The organism is Halostagnicola sp. A56, from assembly GCF_000691505.1.
GTDB lineage: Archaea > Halobacteriota > Halobacteria > Halobacteriales > Natrialbaceae > Halostagnicola.
On sequence record NZ_JMIP02000015.1, the window covers coordinates 82,245 to 99,330 of the forward strand.

Consider the following 17,086-nt stretch of genomic DNA (forward strand, 5'->3'; position numbering starts at 1 on the left):
GTTCCGCGACTACGGAGACGGAGAGCCTGGGTACCCAATTCAGTTGTCGTGCCGATTAGCTGTAGACTCGAGCGGCCGCGGCCGACAGCAGCGTCACGACCGAGACGCCGACGCCGAAGCCGGGCACGGTGTCGCCGAGCGCGCTGCCGTCGGCGCTCGCGCTCTGGACCGCCACATTTCGCTCCGAGAAGTGGTTGACGGCGATGAGCACGTCAGCCGACGCGTCGGCCTCGCCCGACTGGGTCACCATGTACCGCGACTGGTCGCCCCCGATGGCGCCCTCGAGTTCGCTGTAGGATGAGGCTTCGGCGGCGGCCTCGCCGTCGACCGTCACCTCGAGGTCGTCGGCCGACTCGGCACCCGCCACCGCCGCATCGGAGACCGACGCGATGATAACCGTGCCCTCGCTCTGGGCGCGTTCGGCGGTCATCTCGAGGCGCTGTTCGCTCTCGGCCTGCGTCTCGACGGCGATATCCTCGCCGTAGGTGGCCACGTCGGCGACCCGCTCGCCGTCCTGCTCGTTTGCGTAGACTTCGGCCGTCGCCGTGCCGTTCGCGATCAGCCGTTCCTGTTCCTTGGCTGCCTCGTCGCGCTCGCCGTCGTCGTACGATCGGAAGACGAGCGTCGAGTCGCCGCTGAGGTCTGCCGTCACGTCGCCCTCGTCGTTGACGCGGACCTCGCCGTCGCCGGCGACGACGAGGGTTCCGGTTCGGTTCTCGCTTTCGACGACGACGGCGTCGCCGTCGCTCTCGGCCGTCGCGTTGCTCTCCTCGGCGAGCGCCACTTCGACGTACTGGGATTCGCCGCCGGCATCAACGGTCAAGATACCCCGTTCGGTGTCGTGGGCGCTCATCGAGGCGGATCCCTCCGAGGCAATCTCTACTCGGGTGTCCGTCTGCGCGCTCAACTCGAGTCCGAGTCCGGAGACGTTCGTCACCGCCGACAGTCCCGTACTGCTCCCGATTCCCGTCTCGCTCTCGTGGTCGCTCTGGGAGGTGACACTGACGTTCTCGAACACCGTCTCGCCGCCGACGCTGTAGTTCGTCACCGCGGTGTTCGATGTCTCGAACGCGACATGCGTTCCCGCGTAGGCCTCGCCCTCGGCGTCGCTCGACTGGGTCGGTTCCTGGGTGTTCGCGCCTGCGGCCCCGCCCACCGCGGCGGCTGTGAGCATCGCGGTCGTTACCAACACTGCGAGTGCGATTGCGGTTCGTCTGGACATGACGGTCTCGACTTCCGACGGGACGATAAAGCAGTTTCTGGCAAAACCGTCCAATTGTGTTTGCTATTCGCTCGCAAGAGGGGCGATGCTACTACCTCGGTGGAATCGGCTAAACCGGCGAAAACACAGTTTAGCGGCCGCTCATCGAGAGATATCCGACGTCTGCTCGCCGACGACCGAGTCGACTTCCTCCGGCGTGACGACCGCGATATCGCCGGGGATGGTCCGTTTGAGCGCGGCCGTCGCCGCGGCGTACTCGAGCGCGCTCGAGACGCCGTCGCCGTCGATCCGGCGGGCGAGAAACGCGCCCGTAAACGCGTCACCGGTCCCGATCGGATCGACGGTCTCGGTCTCGTAGGCGTCGTGTTCGTGGTACTCGCCGTCGTGCCAGGCGAGCGCGCCCGCCGAACCGCGGGTGATCACGACCGTCTCGAACCCGTGTTCGGTCCCGAGCGTCTCCGCGAGGGCCTCCGCGTCGCCCTCGAGGTCCAGTACCTGACGGGCGTCTCGAGCCGCGACGACGAGTAGGTCGACGTTTTCGAAGAGCGCTGTCAGCGTCTCCTTCGCCTCGGACGAACTCCAGAGCTTGTTCCGGTAGTTCAGGTCGAACGCCGTCGTCGTCCCGGCCTGGCTCGCGGTCTCGAGCAGCGTCGCCGTCGTCTCCGCGAGCGTCGTCGACAGCGCGGGCGTGATCCCCGACGTAAAAAACACTTCGGCGTCTCGAAGCGCCTCGAGATCGAACTCGTCGGCTTCGGCGGTCGTTACCGCCGCGTTCGCTCGATCGTAGACGACGTTCGTTCCGCGCGGCTTTCCCGCCTGCTCGAGGTAGTAGGTTCCCTGCCGGCCCTCCTCCGTCCAGACCGGGTCGGCGTCGATGCCGTATCGCTCGAGTTCGCCGGCGACGCGCCGCCCCAGCGGGTTGTCTGGCAGCTTCGAGAGCCACGTCGAGGGGGTTCCCAGCCGCTCTGCTGCGATTGCGACGTTGCTCTCTGCACCCGCCGCGCGAACCTCGAACTCGCCTGCAGTCTCGATTCGCTCGTTTCCGGCCGGCGAGAGCCGAAGCATCGTTTCGCCGAAGGTAACGAGATCACTCACGAGTTTCACCGCCACAGGGGCGTGCTGTCTGCCGTAATTCGGTCATGTCTGCCAAAACGGATGGCGTAATAAAAGGTATACTGATCTCTCGAGCGCTCGCGGGAGACGTCCCCTACGTTCGCCTGACGAGAACGGAGTCGCTCGTGCGTTCCCGGTCGAATTCGTAGCCGAATCGCTCGAGCAGGCCGAGACTGGTCTCGACGTGGTCGGTGACGGCCGGCAGCCGAACCACGCCGCCGGCGAGTGCGAGAAAGATTAGCAGTTGATCTCCGAGGTGTCGGTCGACCGTCGCGTCGGACTCGAGGAATCGATTCGCCGCGTCCGCTGCATCCTCGCCGACGTGCTCGGCCGGTTTCCCCCGCTCGCCGAGCGAACTGAACCCCGCCAACCCGCCGGCGTGTTCCAGTCGGAGCACGATCGCCGACCCCGGACAGTCGCTCGCGGCGGTCGTCAGCCGTCGAGTCCGAACTTCGATCCCGTCGGTATCGTCGTCGCGCGTCGAAAGCCGCTCGAGCGCTCCCCCTGCCTGTCTGTGGGCCACGTCGCTGTCCGCGAGCGACGCCGACTCGGTCGAGTACGCTCGCACGCCATCGACCGGCCCTCGGGTTTCGAGATCGATCGGCTCGAGATCCGACGGGGCCAGGTGAATCGTCGCCCGCCCGCCGCCGTCCGGATAGAAGCCGCGGCGGTCCACGTCACAGCACACCTCGAGCCCGAAGCGCCGTAGGAGCGGGTATTTGACCTCCGTCGCGTACTCGATCGGCGGCGACCAGGCCACGTCGGTCCCGCCGGTGACGGTGAGCGAGAGCGGGTCCTCGAGCGCGCTCGCGAGCGGCAAGACGGCGTCGAACAGGAGCGTGATGCTGCCCGCGGTACCGATGTCGACGGCGTAGCTACCGCCCGGGACGGTTGCGTTTTCCCCGCCGGCGTCGAGACTGGGATCGAACTCGATCGTTTCCGAGCCGACCTCGCTGCCAGAGATGTCGGCAGCGCAAACCGCTGCCATCGTCTCGAGCACCGCGAGGTGCTGGGGTCGAAGCCCCGGCGTTGAGCGATTGCTCCGGACGTTCTCGATTCGGACCGGTTCACTCTCGAGGGCCGCGAGCGAGAGCGCCGTCCGGACGAACTGGCCGCCGGCGTCCGCGCCGTCGAGTTCGCGCATAGCCGTCCCTTGGGCGGGCCAAGTGGATTGCTCTGTCGTTCGCGGTCTAACACCGGTCGCTACGGACGAAACGTACGGCTGTCGCTCACGAAAGGATCGCGCGGACGGCGAACAGTAGGTTCTCCTTTCGTTCGCGGACGCGCCGGTAGAAGTACGACAGCCAGCGCGAGCCGTAGGGAACGTACTGATAGACCGTGACGCCGTCGGCCGCCAGGTCGCGTTGCGCGTCGCCCCGAACGCCCATCAGCATCTGGACCTCGTAGGGCGTTCCGTGCTCCTCGTGTAACTGCTTCGAGTAGTCGATCATCTCCGGATCGTGGCTCCCGACCGCGATTCCGCCGTCTCGGTTCTCGAAGGCGTCCTCGAGCAGGGTTCGGTAAGCCTCGTCGACCCGATCCTTCTCTTTGTAGGCGATGGACTTCGGCTCGTCGTAGGCCCCTTTGACGAGTCTGACTTTGCCCGGCACGTCCGCCAACCGCTCTACGTCCTCGCGCGTGCGTTTGAGGTTCGCCTGCAGACAGAGCCCGAGGACCCCCTCGACGGCCGCCCGGTCCTCGTCCACCGCTTCGCCCGACCCGTTCGTCGCCGCCGCCGTCGTCTCGCTCGCAGCCGATTCCGTCGGCTCGCCATCAGCCGGTTCCGTCGCTCGAGCGCCCCGGTCCGGCGCGTACTCTCGAGCCAGCCGTTCGTACGCCTCGAGGGTCGCATCGGTCGTCGTGTGATCTTCCATGTCGACCCAGACGAAGACGCCGCGTTCAGCCGCCTGGGAGACGATCCGCTTGAGGTTCGACTCGAACTCCTCGGAGCCGATATCGAGGCCGATCTGCGAAGGCTTGACCGAGATGCAGGCGTCGAACGCCGTTCGCGCGATGGAGTCGACGAGCGACCGGTAGGCGTCGACGTCCGCGGCGACCGCGTCCGGGTCCGCGTGGTGTTCGCCGAGCACGTTGAGGATCGCTCCGACCTCCTCGTCGTCGAGCGCCTGGACGTGCTCGAGGGCCGTCGCTGGCGACGTTCCGGCGACGAACCGGGTAGCGATCGGTGGTATCATCCCACATGATATTTCGGCCGAGGGTGCTTAAGCGCTACACCGATATCCGCTTTGAGTGCTGGCGGTCCCAGAAGAGCGCTCGAGCGTCGGCGCCTTCGATGCGTCCGAGTTCCGCTCGGCGGACGAGGCCGACACGTCCGGGAGCCGACCGACTGATTCAGACATTGATGTACCGTATTCTCCACCGCACATATTATATATTTCCTGTATTCTATTTATTTTACACCATCTCTCCGCTTCGTGAGGGGTAGCTACAATTCTCTCGAGGGTGAACGAAGCGTATGGACCGCCAATCGACCGAAGATCCGTACGGACACTACGTCGCAGGCGAGTGGACCGCCGGCGACGGAACGGAGACGTTCGACAGCACGAACCCGGCGACCGGTGAGGCGCTCGCGACGTTCGAACGCGGAACCGAGTCGGACGTCGACCGGGCGCTCGCGGCCGCCGCCGAGGCCGCCGACGAGTGGCGGGCGCTCTCCTACATCGATCGCGCGGAACACCTCTGGGACATCTACCACGAACTCCGCGAGCGGACGGACGAACTGGGCGAGATCGTCACGAAGGAGTGCGGCAAAGAGATCTCGGAGGGGCGGGCGGATGTCGTCGAAGCCTATCACATGGTCGAGTGGGCCGCGGGCAACGCTCGCCACCCCCACGGCGACGTGGTCCCGAGCGAAATCGCTTCGAAAGACGCGTACATGCGCCGCAAACCGCGCGGCGTCGTCGGCTGTATCACCCCCTGGAACTTCCCCGTCGCGATTCCCTTTTGGCACATGGCCATCGCACTGGTCGAGGGCAACACGGTCGTCTGGAAGCCCGCCGAACAGACGCCGTGGTGCGGCCAGATCATCGCCGAGATGTTCGAGGACGCGGGCGTTCCAGACGGTGTCTTCAACATGGTCCAGGGCTTCGGCGACGCTGGCGCGGCCATCACCGACGACGAGCGCGTCGACACGGTCCTCTTTACCGGTTCGGCGGAAGTCGGCCAGGAGATCGCAAGCAAGGTCGGCGGCGAACCCGGCAAACTCGCGGCCTGCGAGATGGGCGGCAAGAACGGCATCGTCGTCACCGAGAAGGCAGACCTCGACATCGCCGTCCACGCCGCGGTCATGTCGAGTTTCAAGACCACCGGCCAGCGCTGTGTCTCTTCTGAGCGCCTGATCGTCCACACCAACGTCTACGAGGAGTTCAAAGACCGCTTCGTCGATGTCGCCGAGCGAATCTCGGTAGGCGACCCGCTCGAGGAGGACACGTTCATGGGGCCGGTGATCGAGCCCGATCACGTCGAAAAGATCGCGAGACACAACGAACTGGCCCGCACGGAAGGAGCCGAGGTGCTCGTCGACCGCTTCGAACTCGGGGACGAAGAGATTCCCGAGGGACACGAAAACGGGGCGGCCACCGCCGCCGATGGCGAGGGAAGCGACAGCAACGCGAACGGCTACTGGGTTGGGCCGTTCGTCTACGAAATTGAGTACGACCCCGACCTGCGTTCGCTAAACGAGGAGTGTTTTGGCCCGCACGTCGCGCTCATCGAGTACGACGGCGATATCGACCGGGCGCTCGAGATCCACAACGACACCCCCTACGGCCTCGCGGGCGCGATCATCTCCGAGGACTACCGACAGATCAACCGCTTTCGCGACCACGCGGAACTGGGGCTCGCATACGCGAACCTGCCGTGTATCGGCGCGGAGATCCAGCTACCGTTCGGCGGCGTCAAGAAATCCGGCAACGGCTATCCGAGCGCGCGAGAAGCCATCGAGGCGGTCACGGAACGCACCGCCTGGACGGTGAACAACTCGAGAGAGATCGAGATGGCACAGGGGCTCTCCGCGGACATCACGACCGGCGAAAAACGCGAGTAGCGACGCGGAACGTGACTGAGGAGATCGAACAGGAGCCGTCGGTAGCTCCGATAACGAGCGTTAGTCGTCGTGATCCCGTAGGTTGTGGACCTCGGCCTCGATCTCCTCGGCGAGTTCGGCCTGATATTCGTTGGCCTCGGCGATTTCGTTGCTGGCCTCGGCGATCTCCTCGGCTTTCCCCATCGAGGAGTCGGTCATGCTGGCGACCTCTTCGGTGCTTGCGGCCTGATCGTCCGTCGCGTCGGCGACTTCCTGAATGCCGGTCGTCGCTTCCTGAACGGAGGTTTCGATTCGGTTGAGGTCCTCGACGGCGTCCTCGACGAGATCGACCGCATCGTCGGTCTCGGCTCCCGCCCGATTCATGCTCTCGACGGTGCTCTCGGTCTCGCGTTGAATCTCTTCGATCATCTGCTCGATGTTCGTCGCCTCCTCCTGAGACTCCTCGGCGAGGGCTTTGACCTCGTCTGCGACGACGGCGAAGCTGTCACCGGCCTCGCCCGCGGTCGCCGCCTCGATCGAGGCGTTGATCGCCAGCAGGTTCGTCTGATCGGCGATCGTGTTGATCACCTTGACGATTTCGTCGATCTTCTCGACCCGCTCGCGGAGGTTCTCGACATCCTCCGAGACCTCACTGGCGGCCTGCTCGAGGCTCTCCATCTTCTCGAGTGCGTCTCCGGCCGTGTCGGAGGCGTTATCAGCGATATCCCTGGCGTTCTCGCTCGTCGAACTGACCTCCTCGGCGTTCGAGGCGATTTCCTCGACCGTCGCCGAGAGGCTCGAGACTTCGCCGGACACCTGGGACATCGATTCGACTTGCTCGTCGGCGAGTTGACCGACTTCGTTCGACCGCTCGACGACATCGTCGGCGGACTCGCGAAGCTCCGAGACGCTCGCTTCGACGCTTTCTGACACCCGCTCGCGCCGTCTGAGTTCCGCCTCGATGTCCGCGTAGGAGTGAATGTACGTGTCCATCACGACCTGCTGGTCGAGATTGATGAGTTTGAGCGCCGAGAGCGTGCGCTCGACGACCTCGTCGACGGCCTCGTCGACCGCCGCCTGCGCCTCACTCGCGGTGAGAAGCGTCTCGTCTCGAGCTTTCGTCGCCGCCGCGCTCGAACCCGGTGCTGCATCCGTCTCCGCCGCGCCCACATCCCCCGTCGTGCCTGAATCCGCCGCATCCGCATCCGCGACGCCCGAACCCGCAGGCGACTCCGCCGTTGCTGTCGGCTCGGTTTCCGTCGGCTCGCGGGCAAGCGTCGGCCGATCTTTGGCTTCGCTCGCGACCGCCTCGAGAATCCCCTCGTAGTAGATCGAATACGCGCCCAGATAGATTTCCGGACCGAGATCGAGCATATCGTGTAGCTTCCCGATCTTCGCCCGCCGATCGAAGTACTGCTGTCCGTACTCGCCCCGACCCAGGTCCCTGAGGTACTCCGCCTGGGTGCGTTTGAGCGCCTCGACCTCCTTGCTCGAGGCGTTCAGTATCTCGGTTGTCTCCTCGTGAGACTGCATCTCCGCGTAGAAGTCGTCCACGAGATCGTCCGCGATGGAATCTAACAGCCCCGACATCGACTCGAGACGACGCACGTCCTCCCGGTCGAACCGCGTGAATTCCTTTCGCCACTCGATCCGCGTCGCGTCGATGCCGAGTTCGTCGGTCAACTGCGACCCGCTAACGCTTCGACGATCCGCATCAGAGATCTTGTACTCGCTCCCATCACCGGTCATAATAACGATTTTTCAATTCTCTTTTGAGTATATAAATCCACTTGTTATTCCGGGCAGACGGGGTTTCTGGAGGCGGGACTGACGGCTCTGAACGGAGCGATTCAACACAAACAGATTCGCGTTACTGATCCTCAGTCAGTCGTTTTGCTTCCGTCTCGAGGTCGTCCATGAGGTCGAACTGCTCGTCCGCGACGTCGGCGATTTCTTCGGACTTATCAGACACTTCCTCAGTCTGACGTTTCGCCTCTTCTGTCATACTTGCGACTTCCTCGATGCTCGCCGCTTGATCGTCGGTCGCCTCCGCGACCTGATTGATTCCCTCGGAAGTGTCGCTGACCAGATCCTCGATACGCGAGAGGTTGTCGACCGTCTCCTGGACCATCTGGACGCTCTCGTCCAGTTCCTCGATCGCCGTCTCGAGACTCGTCGCGGTGTGTTCGGTGTCCTCTTGGATCTGCGTGACCGTGCGTTCGATGTTCTTCGCTTCCGTTTTGGAGTTTTCGGCCAGCGACTTCACCTCGTTCGCGACCACCGCGAACCGATCGCCCGTCTGGCCGCTGTCTGCGGCCTCGATCGAGGCGTTGACCGCGAGCAGGTTCGTCTGGTCTGCGATGTCGTTGATGACCTCGACGACCTCGTCGATCTCTTGAACACCCTCTCGCAGGGCCTCGACGTCTTCGGAGACCTGTTCGGTCGCTTGCTCGACGCTTTCCATGCTCTCGATCGCATGCTCGCCGTTCTCGAGGGAATCCTCGACGAACTCGGCGCTCTCGTCACTGGTCGAACTGACTTCCTGTGCGTTCGAGGCGACCTCCTCGACCGTCGCGGAGACCGTCGAAACTTCGCTCGTGACCGTCGAGATCGATTCGGACTGTGTTGAGGTCATCGCATCGATCTCGTTCGAGGCTTGTTGGACGTCTGTAGTCGCATCCCGGAGTTCCGCGACCATCTCCTGGGTTCGCTGGGCGATCGATTCGCGGCGCTCGAGGTCCTCCTCGAGGTTGGCGTAGGACTTGACGTACTGATCGACCGCGACCTGCTGGTCTAAGTTCAGTAACTTGACCATCGACACGATCCGCTGAACCAGCGTCTCGACGCCATCTCGGACGGTATCGGCGGCGACGTCGGCATCGGAATCGGCGTCCGCGACGCCGATCTCCTCGAGCATATCAGTCGCGATCCCTTCGGCCAGGATCTCAGTGTGAATGGTGTAAGCGCCGATGACGATACTGGGCTCGACTCCCATCTGCTCGTAGCGCTCGCCCGCGTCTGCCCGTTCCTGATAATACTGCCTCCCGTACGACCCGGACGCCATCTGGTCTACGTAGCCGTACGTTTGCTGTCGAAGGTTCTCGGCACCGGCCGAGTCGATGGTTCCCATCTCGATCGAGTGATCTGCGATGGTTTGAGCGATGGTGTCTGACTGCGATCGGATGACCGACGAGATTTCCTCGAGTCGTTTCCGATCGCTCTCGTCGAATCGCGTGAACTCCTTTCGCCACGCCAGCGATTCGCCGTCGATGCCGAGTTTCTCGGACTGATCGACTGCTTCGTGATGGTGTCGACGATCTCGCCACCGAACTCGCCGACCTCGTCTTCGGCGATGGTTCCCTCGATGAGCTGTCCGTCCTCGATGATGACGTCCTCGCCGATCGTTCCGATGAACTCGAGATCGAGATCGTTCGGCAGGAGTTCGGAGAAGACGTCCCGGCCGGTCCAGAACGGCTCTCCCTCGTCGTCGATACCGCTGGGTTCGGGCAGTTCGTCGATCCGCGTCGCACGGAGCAAGTCGAGTGCCTGCGTCTCGTTGAATCGTGGGTTGTCGTGGGTAAGCAGATACGTTCCCGAGATGTGATCCTGAATCGCGCCGATGATGTTCTCACCGAAGCGCGGCGAGAGGATCTGTTCTTGCACGCGCATGAGAACTCGGGCCTCTGCTCGAGCCTCCTCGTTTTGCAGCGCGTGCATGTTCATCTCGTCGCCGTCGAAGTCGGCGTTGTACGGCGGACAGACGACGGTGTTCAGTCGGAACGTCTTGTACGGCATGACCACGACCTCGTGGGCCATGATCGACATCCGGTGCAGCGACGGCTGACGGTTGAAGATGATGATGTCGCCGTCGATGAGGTGCCGGTTGACCTCCCAGCCGGGACCGATCGTCTGAATGCCCTCGGCGTCTGAGTCCTCGGTCATGCCCGCGAGCGCCTCACAGTTTTTCTCCGTGACCTTGAGTCGGCGGCCGTCGGGCCGGCGAACGTAGTTCGCGCCGGGGTGCGTGTTCGGCCCGTTCGCGACGTACCGTCGTGCTTCCTCGACGTTTCGCTCGGTGACGAGCATCGTCTGGGTCATCTCCGAGGCGACGCGATCCGGTACCCCGACCTCGTTGAGCGAGAGGGTCGGGTCGGGCGAGATGACGGTTCGGGCGGAGAAGTTCACGCGCTTGCCCGAGAGCGAGCCGCGGAATCGGCCCTCCTTGCCCTTCAGTCGCTGGCTGAGGGTTTTGAGGGGGCGACCCGAGCGGTGGCGGGCCGGCGGCGTTCCCGAGATCTCGTTGTCCATGAACGTCGTGACGTGGTACTGGAGCAGTTCCCAGAGATCCTCGATGATCAGCTGTGGCGCACCAGCCTCGCGATTCTCCATGAACCGCTGGTTGATCCGGATGATGTCCACGAGCTTGTGCGTGAGGTCGTCCTCGCTACGCTGGCCGTTGTCGAGCGTGATCGACGGCCGCGCCGTCACCGGCGGCACCGGCAGGACGGTGAGGATCATCCACTCCGGCCGGGAGCGGTCGGCGTCGATGCCGAGCACCTCGATGTCCTCGTCGGGAATCGCCTCGAACCAGTCCCGGATGTCACTCGGCATCAGCTTGTTCGTGTCCTCCTCGGTGAGGTCGATGTCGAGTGCCTTCTCGATGGCCTTGCGCTGACTCTCGCGCGGGCGGAACGACCCCGAGAGGATCTCGTTGACTCGAGTGATTTCGATGTCGGTCTTCTCGGCGAGTTCATCGGGTGTCGTTCGCTCGATGCCTTCCTCCTCGTCGCCCTGCATCGCGCCGGCGATGCGCTGGGAGAACTCGCTGGTGAGAACCTGCTGGACCTCGTAGTAGGTCGTCGGCTTCTCGTGGTCGATGTCGTACTGAATTTCGCCGCAGTGTGGACACCGGTCCTTCTTTCGCGCCTGTCGAATCGCCGCCTTGGTGACATCGTTCAGGTCGCGGCCGAGTTTCCGCGACTCGGTGATGTCGTCGCGGAACTCGTCGCGTTCGTCCTCGGTCAACAGGAGCTTCGAACACTCCCGGCAGGTGCCACGAAGGAGGCGTCGGATGAGTTTCGTAAAGCCGACGTGGATAACCGGCGCGGCCAGTTCGATGTGGCCGAAGTGGCCGTTACAGGACCCGGAGTGTTTCCCGCAGGTCTTGCACTCGAGACCGGGGTCGATGACGCCCAGTCGCGGGTCCATCAGCCCCATGTCGATGGGGAACCCGTCGTCGTCGTAGGTGTCCGCGGTGATGATCTTCGTCGCGCTCATCTCCCGATACTCCTCGGGCTCCATGAGCCCGAAGTTTATCGATCCGATGTCTTTTGGTGTGCTATCTTGCATGTTAGACGGCGTCTATTAGTTCCAGTCGTGGTGCGATACCCAGCGCCTTCATCTCGTCTAAGAGGAGCTTGAACGCGTAGCTCATCTCGATCTCGTGGATGTCGGTCTCCTCGTCGCAGTTCGGGCAGTAGACCCGACGCTGCTCGACGTTCTCGACCGCGCTCATCCCACACTGTCCGCAGACGTTGATGAACTCGCGGTCGGACTCGTCGAGCAGTCGTTCCTTGAGCGTCATGGCCGCTCCATGGCCGATGAAGACGTCCCGCTCCATCTCTCCGATACGGAGTCCGCCCTCGCGGGCGCGACCCTCGGTCGCTGCCGGGTGAGCACCTGCACCGGCCCGCGAGAGCGGGCGTGCAGTTTGTTCGAGACCATGTGGTAGAGCTTCTGGTAGAAGATGATCCCGACGAAGATCTCGGCCTCGATCTTCTCGCCCGTGACGCCGGAGTACATCGTCTCCTTGCCCGACGAGTCGAAGCCGGACTCCTCGAGTCCGCCTCGTAGCTCGTCTTCGTCCTCGCCGAGGAACGGCGTCCCGTCGACGCGCCGCCCCTCCATCGCGCCGAGTTTGCCGCCGATCATCTCGAGGATGTGTCCGACGGTCATCCGCGAAGGCAGCGCGTGCGGATTGATCACGAGGTCGGGGACGACGCCCGCTTCGGTGAAGGGCATATCCTCCTGTGGTGCGAGGTGGCCGACGACCCCCTTCTGGCCGTGGCGGCTGGCGAACTTGTCCCCGAGTTCGGGGATCCGCTCGTCGCGCACGGAGACCTTCGAGAGCTTCGAGCCATCCTCGCCTTCCATCAGTGTGACCGTGTCGACGACGCCGCTCTCTCCCGAGCGCATCGTGACCGACGTTTCGCGGCGTTTCTGCGGCGAGAGACCGCCCATGTCGTCGGGCTCCTCGAGGAAGCGCGGCGGGCTCGTCTTCCCGAGCAGGACGCTGTTTTCGTCGACATCCGTTTCGGGGTTGACCAATCCGTCCTCGTCCAGATGCGTGTAAGCTTCTTCGCCGCGAGCACCGCGGACGTCCTGGGAGGGGATCTCGAATCGATCCTCCTGTCCGCCTGGGTAGCGTCGTTCTTCGCCCTCGTAGGTCCGGAAGAAATGCGAGCGAGCGAGCGCGCGCTCGACGCTGGCTTTGTTCATGACCAGCGCGTCCTCGATGTTGAACCCCTCGTAGCTCATCACGGCGACGACGAAGTTCTGCGCCGCAGGCCGTTCGTCGAAGCCGATCTGCTCGGTCGTCTGCGTTTTGACCATCGAGAGCTGCGGATAGTGCAGCAGGTGCTGGCGCGTGTCTGGACGGATCCGGTAGTTCGCAGAGGGCAGCCCCAGCGACTGTTTGACCATCCCCGCACCCATCGTAATCCGCGGCGAGGCGTTGTGTTCCGGGTACGGAATCATCCCCGCACCGATCCCGAAGATCAGCTGCGGGTCGATCTCGAGGTGCGTGTGGCGTTCGTTGAGATCGTCCTCGTCGACCGCGACGTAGATGTCCTCTTCTTCCTCCGCGTCGATGAACTCGATGTAGCCGTGGGCGACGAGGTCCTCGAACTCGAGTTCGTCGTTTTGGAGCGCTTCGATCTCCTCGTCGGAGATCCGCGGTTCGCCGTCCTCGACGACCAACAGCGGCCGTCGCGCCCGTCCGGCGTCGGCGTTGATGATCACTTCGCGCGTGCGCTCTTTGACGGAGACGTTGACCATCTCCGAGACGTCGCCGAGACGTCGTGCTTCGCGGATCTGTTCGGCAAGTTCGTGCGGATCGTCGTGGGTCCCCACCAGCGATCCGTTCACGTACACCTTGGCTTCTCGTTGTTGGCTACTCATTAGTGGTTAGTCGTCTGCGGGCGACGTCGTTCGCTCGATGCCTTCGATGCCGGGAATCCCCTCGACTCCCATCGACGCCAGTTCGCGTTTGAGTTCCTGTTCGTCCTCGACGTTCTGGGAGAGTTCCATCGCCTGTGCGAAGTTCTTCACCAGCCCACAGTTCGGTCCCTCGGGCGTCTCCGAGGGGCAGATGCGACCCCACTGGGTCGCGTGCAGGTCCCGCGCCTCGAAGTGTGGCTGTGACCGCGAGAGCGGCGAGCGAAGGCGGCGAAGGTGTGACAGAACTCCCATGAAGTCGGTCCGGTCGACCAGCTGGGAGACGCCCGACCGGCCTCCGACCCAGTTGCCCGTCGCGATCGGGTGCTCGAGTCGTTCCGTGAGCACGTCCGATCGAACGACGGTGTTGACCGACAGCTGACGGTTTCGCATGTTAGCTCGCTCGAGCTGATATTTCACGTCCCGGGCCAGCTTGTTGAGCGCCGTCCGGAACAGGTCTTTCATCAGGTCGCCGCTGACCTTCAGGCGCTTGTTCGCGTAGTGGTCCTTGTCGTCGGATTCGCGTCGATCGAGCGCGAGTTCGAAACACGCCTCGGCCATCCGACAGAGGTAGTGTGCCTTGTTGATTCGGACGTCTTCCTCCTCAACGCCGTCCTCGTGGAGGTGCGGGAGCAGGTACCGGTCGATGACGTAGTTCGCTCGTTTGAGCTGGTAGTTTTTGCCCTGCCCGGAGGCGACTCGTTTCCCGAGTTCTTCGATCGCCTGCTCTTCGGTCTGGACCTCGGCTTCCTCCAGATTCTCGAGCATGTACTTGACGACCTCGGGGTCGTTCGAGACCTTGTGGACGATCTCCTCGTCGGACTCGAGTCCGAGCGCGCGAACGAGCGTGACGAAGTTGATCGAGCCCGAAACGGACGGGAACGAGACCTCGAGGAGGCCGTCTCGAGTACGTTCACACAGCACAAGCGCGCGATAGCCACGGCGCTGGGAGAACGTCTTGGCGACCTGAATCTCGTCGCCGTACTTGGTATCGTACTCCGCGAGGATCTTGTTCGGCGCGAGGTCCTCGCTGGTCATGAGCACGCGCTCGGAGCCGTTGACGATGAAGTAGCCGCCGGGGTCGGCCGGGTCCTCGCCGATGTCGATCAGTTCCTGATCCGAAAAGCCCGCGATGTTACACTTATCGGAGCCGACCATGACCGGCATCCGACCGATCTTCGTCTCCGTGGAGTCGACGACCCGCTGATCGCCCTCCTCGCCCTTGACGATGGACATCTCCATGAATACGGGCGCGGAGTAGGTGATGTTTCGGAGTCGAGCCTCCTGCGGGTACAACAGCTCCTCGGACCCGTCGGCTTCCCGAACGCGGGGTGTGACGACGCGGACGTCGCCGAGTTCGACGTGCACTGGCTCTTCGCCCTCTTTGTCGCCGATGTCCGTATCGATCGTCTCCTTCTCGTCGACGACACGTTGCATCCCTCGGTTGAGAAAGGAGTTGAACGAGCGGTAGTGATGTTCTGCGAGTCGTTCCTTCGAGAAGTATTCGCGCGAAATGTCCCGTCGTTTGGATCTGTTGAGTTCTGTTGCCATTTATTCCACCACGAGTCGGTAAATGACCGCCTGATCGGTCGTCCGCCGTCGGTTTTCCGGGCGTCTCGAACGGGATGCTGATCTCGAAATATCTTATCTCCGACCCGAGTTAAATCTCAAACCAAACAGATTAATTACCCTTTGTATCGGAAACCGTATCCGGGCCGTTTCAGCGGTTACTCGGTAGTAGGTTCCATCTGATAGCTTCGACCAGGGTAGGTCGTGACATACTTCGATCAAAAACCTCCGGGTTTATACGGTCGGATGGTGGCCGGTCATGTATATGTCCGAAACCGGGGCGGAGTCCCGTCCGCTGGTCAGACAGCTTCCCGATCCGATCACAGCGTCGAACGTCCGAACCAACCCGTCGCTCGAGGAACTGCGCGAGTTCGCGAGCCCGGACGAGACGACGACCGAGTACGGGTCGCCGTCGTACGTCAGCGAGGTGCGCTCTCGAAGCGCGGACCGGACGAAAAACGCGATCGATGCCGAGTTCTCCGACGACGACTCCGATCTGCTCGCCGACGCCGTAGCCATCGCCGACGAGCGGGAGATGCTCTGCGTCGACCGGTTGCTGGGTCGCCACCCCGACGCGACGTTTTGTTGTCGGCTGTTCGTCCCGGTCGAACACGCTCGGATCGCGCTGGCGTGGGCGAAGTTGTTCGAGCCGACGGACGGCCGCGACCCCGACTTCGTGACCGTCCAGGCGCCCGACTACGACGAGCGGGCGATCCGGGTCCTCCCCGACGAGGGGTTCACCGCCGTTCTCGGGACCGATTACCTCGGCGAGGCGAAGAAGTCGTTCCTCCGGCTGTTCATGCGTCGGATCAAAGAACGCGGCGGCCTCGGTCTCCACGCGGGCAGCAAGCGCGTTCGCGTCCGCGACGACGACGGCGACCTCCGGACCGTCGGCCAGGTCTTCATGGGCCTCTCGGCGACCGGTAAGTCGACCCTAACCTCACACGGCTGCTGGCTCGAGGAGCCCGAAGCGGCCGTGATGGTCCAGGACGACGTCTGCGGATTGTTGCCCGACGGCTCCGTCCCCGGAAGCGAGGGCGGCGGGCTGTTCATCAAAACCATCGGTCTCGATCCCGACGAACAACCGGGCCTCTACGAGGCGGCGACGGCCGAATCCGCCGTCCTCGAGAACGTCGCCGTCGACGACGACGGAACGGTCGACTTCGACGAGCCGCGATACACCTCGAATTCGCGCGCGGTCGTCCAGCGCGACGAACTCGAGAGCGCCGACGAAGAGATCGACCTCGACCGGATGGACCAGGTCTTCTTCATCACGCGCAACCCGCTGATGCCACCCGTTGCGAAACTCGACACCGAGCAGGCCGCCGCCGCGTTCATGCTCGGCGAATCGATCGAGACCAGCGCGGGCGACCCATCCCGCGCGGGCGAGTCGATCCGCGTGGTGGGAACGAATCCATTCATCGTCGGTCCGGAGGGCGAGGAGGGCAACATCTTCCAGGACCTGATCGACGATCTCGATGTCGACTGTTATGTGATCAACACCGGCTATCTCGGCGACGAGTCCAAGGACATCGGCGTCACCGAGTCCGTGACGGTCCTCACGGAAGTCGCGCGCGGAACGATCGAGTGGACCGACGACGAACGGACCGGACTGACCATCCCCGAGTCGGTGCCGGGACTCGCCATCGAGGAGTACTACGTCCCCGACCACGTCGACGACTACGACGACGCCCTATCCTCGCTGCGGGCGGACCGACGCGCCTATCTCGAGGCATTCGGCGAACTCCGCGACGAGATCGTCGACGCCGTCTACTGACCGCTCGAATCGGAGTGGGATTGACGATCGATCCGGTTCGGCGACTCGGACGGCGCTCGAAACCTGTTCGGTTTCTTCGAATTTACGATATTCCAATAGTGGCTCTGTCTCGATGGTACTCGCTGAATTCTTCACGATTTTTCGC

10 protein-coding genes and 2 pseudogenes are annotated in these 17,086 nt (G+C 63.5%); 2 read left to right on the forward strand and 10 right to left on the reverse strand.

Annotation, left to right across the window (positions count from 1 at the left end):
• Window positions 1-55: 55 nt before the first annotated feature.
• From EL22_RS05725 to EL22_RS18395, 5 genes are all read right to left on the reverse strand, one after another.
• On the reverse strand, window positions 56-1,222 hold the full coding sequence (locus tag EL22_RS05725; RefSeq protein ID WP_050050588.1) for a hypothetical protein: 1,167 nt from the start codon (window positions 1,220-1,222) through the stop codon (window positions 56-58).
• Between the two features lie 141 nt (window positions 1,223-1,363).
• Window positions 1,364-2,317, reverse strand: a complete 954-nt coding sequence (kdgK1, locus tag EL22_RS05730; RefSeq protein WP_050050788.1) for a bifunctional 2-dehydro-3-deoxygluconokinase/2-dehydro-3-deoxygalactonokinase — start codon at window positions 2,315-2,317, stop codon at window positions 1,364-1,366.
• 112 nt (window positions 2,318-2,429) lie between these two features.
• Window positions 2,430-3,479, reverse strand: a complete 1,050-nt coding sequence (gene rtcA, locus EL22_RS05735) for an RNA 3'-terminal phosphate cyclase (RefSeq protein WP_050050589.1) — start codon at window positions 3,477-3,479, stop codon at window positions 2,430-2,432.
• An 85-nt stretch (window positions 3,480-3,564) separates the two neighbouring features.
• Complete coding sequence (locus EL22_RS05740; protein WP_050050590.1) at window positions 3,565-4,530, reverse strand: proline dehydrogenase family protein; 966 nt, start codon at window positions 4,528-4,530, stop codon at window positions 3,565-3,567.
• Window positions 4,531-4,557: 27 nt separating this feature from the next.
• The gene (locus tag EL22_RS18395) at window positions 4,558-4,695 is read right to left on the reverse strand and encodes a hypothetical protein (RefSeq protein WP_231587892.1); all 138 of its coding nucleotides are present in this window, start codon (window positions 4,693-4,695) and stop codon (window positions 4,558-4,560) included.
• A 116-nt stretch (window positions 4,696-4,811) separates the two neighbouring features.
• Here EL22_RS18395 and EL22_RS05745 point away from each other — a divergent pair, with 116 nt between their 5' ends.
• Complete coding sequence (locus EL22_RS05745; protein ID WP_050050591.1) at window positions 4,812-6,401, forward strand: aldehyde dehydrogenase family protein; 1,590 nt, start codon at window positions 4,812-4,814, stop codon at window positions 6,399-6,401.
• A gap of 60 nt (window positions 6,402-6,461) precedes the next feature.
• Here the strand turns inward: EL22_RS05745 and EL22_RS05750 are convergent, their stop codons facing one another.
• The 5 genes and pseudogenes from EL22_RS05750 to EL22_RS05770 form a co-directional block, all read right to left on the reverse strand.
• On the reverse strand, window positions 6,462-8,129 hold the full coding sequence (locus EL22_RS05750) for a globin-coupled sensor protein (RefSeq protein ID WP_050050592.1): 1,668 nt from the start codon (window positions 8,127-8,129) through the stop codon (window positions 6,462-6,464).
• 121 nt (window positions 8,130-8,250) lie between these two features.
• Complete coding sequence (locus tag EL22_RS05755) at window positions 8,251-9,651, reverse strand: globin-coupled sensor protein (RefSeq protein WP_343123184.1); 1,401 nt, start codon at window positions 9,649-9,651, stop codon at window positions 8,251-8,253.
• Window positions 9,652-9,677: 26 nt separating this feature from the next.
• Window positions 9,678-11,729 (reverse strand): annotated as a pseudogene (locus EL22_RS05760) (DNA-directed RNA polymerase subunit A'); the annotation flags it as partial.
• Window position 11,730: 1 nt separating this feature from the next.
• A pseudogene (gene rpoB / locus EL22_RS05765) lies at window positions 11,731-13,559 on the reverse strand (DNA-directed RNA polymerase subunit B).
• A gap of 6 nt (window positions 13,560-13,565) precedes the next feature.
• Window positions 13,566-15,146 carry a DNA-directed RNA polymerase subunit B'' gene (locus EL22_RS05770; RefSeq protein WP_050050594.1) on the reverse strand — a complete coding sequence of 527 codons (1,581 nt, stop codon included), beginning with the start codon at window positions 15,144-15,146 and terminating at the stop codon, window positions 13,566-13,568.
• A 283-nt stretch (window positions 15,147-15,429) separates the two neighbouring features.
• On the opposite strand from EL22_RS05770, the gene EL22_RS05775 reads away from it, so the two are divergent.
• Window positions 15,430-16,941 (forward strand): phosphoenolpyruvate carboxykinase (ATP), encoded by a 1,512-nt coding sequence (locus EL22_RS05775; protein ID WP_050050789.1) that lies wholly within the window; start codon window positions 15,430-15,432, stop codon window positions 16,939-16,941.
• Window positions 16,942-17,086 lie beyond the last annotated feature (145 nt).